The organism is Allobosea sp. 10L417 (assembly GCF_056395485.1).
Window position 1 is genome coordinate 1 of record NZ_JBFTJP010000030.1, and the last position, 4,608, is coordinate 4,608.

Consider the following 4,608-nt stretch of genomic DNA (forward strand, 5'->3'; position numbering starts at 1 on the left):
CACAAAAGGCCGCAGGCCAGTACGCCGGGGCGGGTCATCAATTCCGTACGTGATGATCGGCTTTGGCGGGGTGTCTCCCACGGCCCGGCTTCGTCCAGCACCGGCGTATCGATAACACGCCAGCGGAACGCGGGAACATAGCTCCCCTTTGCCACCTGAATAACCACCGGATCGCATTTTCCATCGAGAAGGTAATATCTTTCCAGCGCGCGCCGCAGGCGACCGGCCTCGATCCGCACCACCGGATCGTTCATGGCGTCAAAATCCGCTCCCCGACCAAATACCTCATTCGCAATCGTGAAGGCCTTTAATCGCTTTTCTTGCCCCGAAAGCTTTTCTTCGACAATGTACTGTAGAAAGTGTTTTACACGCGCAGGAACATTGAAATCTGCACTTCCCACGATCCGCGCGAGCTCTGACCTTACCGCTTCCCCCGCTGGTTCGGTCAAAGTACCAAAGCAATTCGACGCTTGCACGGTGACCCCCTGTGCGAACGCAAATACGAAACCTGCTTCTTTCCTACGATAGAACCGCATCGCTCAGTGGCAACAAGTAATCGTGGTGAGAACAGCAGCCTGACACCAGGGACAATATCGCGAACCCCAACGCGTAGTTAGCCTGTACGGGGGATTTCGGCAGGCGCCATGACGCCAGAGCAAAAAGCAGGCCTGGCACGATTGATGCCCCGCTGGCCTCACGGGAAGATCCAACTCAGGCTTGCTGCCGGCGGCCGATTTTTTTTGGTCTCATCAGCCAGGGACCGCCGCAGTTGCCATTGCGGAAGACTATCATCCTGGAGCTTGAGCAGGAAATTGTCGCCGCGTTGCCGGCAGCTGGGAGATGATCGACGCCCGAGCCACACACGCCCTGGGAGGGGAAAGACGGCAGCTCGGCGCCACGCATTCGGGGGGAGCGCTACCAACACGCGGATGATCTCTGCGTCGAGCAGCTGCAATCGGCGGAGGCACCGGCCACGGATTTGGCGTCTTGGCTGTTCGCCTGGGCTTCCGGCGCGAGGACCATGAGGGCCTGGCAAGTAACCTCATTAGCGTCGGCGAAGAGGCCGCGCAGCGATTGCCGCGTTTTCGGATTCATCGCGATTTCGCTTGCCCTCAAACAATGAAACCGCGCCGGCTCGGGGGGACCGACGCGGCTCCGGTGATCGAGACGCTCAACCAATCACCACCGCAATCCGAGAGAGGCTAGGGCCGCTCCCGCTCAACTACCAATTTGGCAGCAACTCCGACGATACCCGCGCCGGGTACCTTTTCTGCGATCTCTCGGACGTCGATCCAGCCGCCCTCTTCTACAGGCTCCGCGTGGTCTGCGACGACGGTACGAATCTCGTCGTTGCAGCCGCGCATTCCAGCGACCGCTACCTTGCTGTCATCGGGCGGCTGTCCGCGCCACGCGATCCGCCATAGAAAAAGGGAGCCGGCGGGGGGGGGCGACTCCCTTCGATGGCCATCTTGGCAGAGGAACCATCTCCACTAACCCGCGCAGTGGATTTATCCAGAACGAACTCTCCAAGGTCTAGTTCCGCTAATCCGGTCAAAAATTTTAGATCAAGGGCTCCCGCGACGGCCACCAGCGCTGCCACGATGTAAGCCAGTCTGGTGCGTTCTCGCTCTTCAAACGCAGGGGGAATGCTCGATCTGATTTCGTTCCACGCAACCTCCAGCGCCGCGCAAGCCCGAGCGAGATCGGTGGGGTCACTCAGCGACGAAAAGGGCATGTCTCCCTCCCTCCAAAAAGGACACTTGCGAAGGATAAATTTAGAAGGGCTCGCCACGATATCAACATTATTTGTCGGACSGGAACTCRGCGCAGCTTCCGCGRTCTATCGCCTCGGCGCCACGCCGAGGGACGCCTCCTATACGAGCCYGCCGAAGCGGGAGCGAGCGGCCATMCTGCTCTCGTTGCGAAATCKTCTCGGCGTCGTTCCTGCCATTCGGCGGAATGCGCGTGCGAAGTGAGCGGGGTCGCTGTATCCGGCAGCAAATGCCACCTCGATKATTTTGGCGTCGGTCGTGCSGAGAAGCTCAATTGCCTTTTCAAAGCGCGCCGCTTCGACCAGTTGTGAGTAGGWGAGACCGGCAGCGGCAAGCTTGCGTTGGAGGCTTCTGATACTGAGCCCTGCTGTCTTCGCAATCTCGCTGATTACCGGGACKCGTTCGTCCATGTATGATGTCAGTGTCGATCTAAGAAAGCCGATTATTTCGGCGCCAATAGAACTGGCMTTGCCCTCGGAAATTTCCCACTGAACATGCGGCAGGAAACAGTTTGAAGTAATTTTGCTCATATTGCTCGCCTCCCCCAAGGCTACAAAATGATGCGCTTCACCTAACATTAAAATCAATGAATATTGCAGCACAATGAATTCTGGGAAGCACGGGAAATCTCGCGCGTCCAGTAGCTGGCATGAGTTCGCTTGAAACGAGAAAAGCCGCGGCCTGCTCGCCCCCAGCCGTGATGGCGTGGATCGCGTCTACACCGAAGCCGACCGGGCGCGCATCGGCGAGATCCCATGCGCAAGCTCGGCTTCACCGTCCGGGAGATCAAGACCGGACGCTTCCCGCGCGAGAAGTTCGCCGAACAGCTCGCCATCGCCCGCAAGCAGCGTCAGGAGATCGACGGCGTCATCGCCGAGCTTGAGCGGAGGGCGGCGGCATGACCAGGCTCCATCTCGACATCGACGGCGTGCGCTTGAAGCTGCGTCGCGTTCCCGATCTTCAGGGCAAGTTCGCCCGAATGATCTGGATGATCGTTCCGCCCTTGTGCGCTCCTTTTTCGAGAAGGCGAGCGGCGGCAGCGGCAATCTCCCAACGATGTGATCGAAAACGGTCGAGGCAGTCCTCGTCTGTTTCGATAGCCTCAGCGGCGAGATCGCTCAGTGTCGTATATCCGACCTGGCAGATCGCCCTTTCGCCTCCATCGACCATGCAGAAGCGAACGCTTTGTCTCGCGCGCTCGCAATCAGGCGCGGTGTGCTCATCGAGAATGAAAGCCATGGCTGTTTGCCCCGTGAATTTGAGGGCTCGGGATCTGGAAACGGCAAGCGCTGGCGGCAGGACGCCGACGCACAACGCCCTGAATGTTCAATGCCAGACGAACATCACGGTTCCATTGCGCAACAGCATCGATCGGGATGGCCGCCATGGCTGACCGCTTCACCGCCCGCCAGAAGTAGCAGGCCCTCGCACGCGAACTCGGATTCCGCCGCCGCGTCTATGCGACCCGCATCGCCGAAGGCCGGATGAAGCAGGAGGTTGCTTTGTTTCAAATCGGAATCGTCGAGGAAATGGAAGCCGAGTATCGCCAGCGCGCCGACGCTGAGGACCATGCCGGGAGGTTGCTGTGATGCCTGCCCTCCAAATGAAGGACAACATGATCCCGGTTTTGCCGCATGCTCCGCTCGCCCGATGGGTAGCGTTGGCGGGTGCGCGGGCTGCCGACGTTCGTGCTCCCAGGCCCCGAGCATCGGCAGCCGATTCCGATCGAATTTACATCTATCGCTGGGATCGCTGCAGCCGAAAGGGCCAACGCTGCCATGTGTTTGCACGCGGGACCATGAACTCCGTAGGCGTCGAATTCGAAGATCACCGGCACCGGTGGCTTCCTTGCTCTACCGCCGGCCATGAGCGAGTCGCTGTCCCGGCTGCGAGTGATCGGGCCCGTAGGCCAGACGGTCACCGATGGTTGATAGCTCGGACCAACTGCCAGTGAATGTAGCACTGGAGGAAGTTGATGCGGATCCTCCCAGAAACCCGCCGATCGCATGCAGCGGAACCTATCGAAACGCCCGAGCAATTTCGCGGTGCGCTGGAGCGCTTGCGATGCATCGATATCGCCGCTGAAGATGAGGACGTGAGCGAGCCGAGCTGGAGCTCAGCCTCTGTCGCTATCTCGCAAGCTGCGAGCACCGCGTTCGCTAGCTCGTCGCGGCTGCGGCTCCAGTTTCACGACGTGAAATCGGCCGCCGATCGGATTACGCCAAGGGCTGGAGGCCCGCGGACCCGGCCTTCGTACCTCGCGCGAACTGATCGATTCCATAGGGAGCCAATTCTCGCTCCATTCGTTTGCGACTGCTTTCTCGTCTCGCCCAGGAACATCTCGCAAAGGAAGGGAAGATTATTTCGAGTCAAAATCTGACATATGTTATTGATATGACAATCAAAAGCTAATAATATCAATCTTTCTTCGGGGGTTACCTTTGACCGTTCGGCCCAAAATGTTTGTGGCTATAGAAGGACTTCGAGGCATCCTTGCCTGGTCGGTCGTATTTTCTCACCTCGCCTACATCTCGGCGTTCAACGGCAATGGCGTGAGCTCGCTTCTTCGAGCCGTCGGTCTTCCATCCGTGCTGGTCTTCATTATCATAAGTGGGTTTGTCATAACCCATGTCGTTCTGGAGAAGCAGGAGGGCTATGCCCCCTATATTATTCGAAGGTTTGCTCGAATTTTTCCACTGTTTGCGGTGACATGCTTTTTCGGTTTCTTCACAAGTGAGTTGCTTGCGTCGGCCCTCAGCGCACCGGGTTTTGGCGATCCAGAGTTCGCAAGAGTAGTGAACGAGGTCGCATCGAGCGATCGAGCTCATCTGCCGAT

Annotated in this window: 5 protein-coding genes and 1 pseudogene; 2 read left to right on the forward strand and 4 right to left on the reverse strand. The window is 58.6% G+C overall.

All coding sequences use genetic code 11. From position 1 onward, the window contains the following. Together AC1DE3_RS28140 and AC1DE3_RS28145 are read right to left on the reverse strand one after the other, a co-directional pair. Positions 1–536, reverse strand: a pseudogene (locus AC1DE3_RS28140) (hypothetical protein); the annotation flags it as partial. Positions 537–1,873: 1,337 nt separating this feature from the next. Next, positions 1,874–2,350 carry a helix-turn-helix transcriptional regulator gene (locus tag AC1DE3_RS28145; protein ID WP_476852972.1) on the reverse strand — a complete coding sequence of 159 codons (477 nt, stop codon included), beginning with the start codon at positions 2,348–2,350 and terminating at the stop codon, positions 1,874–1,876. 177 nt (positions 2,351–2,527) lie between these two features. On the opposite strand from AC1DE3_RS28145, the gene AC1DE3_RS28150 reads away from it, so the two are divergent. After that, complete coding sequence (locus AC1DE3_RS28150) at positions 2,528–2,674, forward strand: hypothetical protein (RefSeq protein ID WP_441514555.1); 147 nt, start codon at positions 2,528–2,530, stop codon at positions 2,672–2,674. A gap of 58 nt (positions 2,675–2,732) precedes the next feature. Here AC1DE3_RS28150 and AC1DE3_RS28155 read toward each other — a convergent pair whose 3' ends face one another. Both AC1DE3_RS28155 and AC1DE3_RS28160 read right to left on the reverse strand, forming a co-directional pair. Then, positions 2,733–3,011, reverse strand: coding sequence for a DUF1488 family protein (locus AC1DE3_RS28155; protein WP_476781347.1), 279 nt, complete (start codon positions 3,009–3,011; stop codon positions 2,733–2,735). A 104-nt stretch (positions 3,012–3,115) separates the two neighbouring features. Beyond that, positions 3,116–3,343, reverse strand: coding sequence for a hypothetical protein (locus tag AC1DE3_RS28160; RefSeq protein WP_476798068.1), 228 nt, complete (start codon positions 3,341–3,343; stop codon positions 3,116–3,118). 870 nt (positions 3,344–4,213) lie between these two features. Here AC1DE3_RS28160 and AC1DE3_RS28165 point away from each other — a divergent pair. Beyond that, on the forward strand, positions 4,214–4,608 hold a 395-nt coding region (locus AC1DE3_RS28165), incomplete at its 3' end, for an acyltransferase family protein (RefSeq protein WP_476852971.1).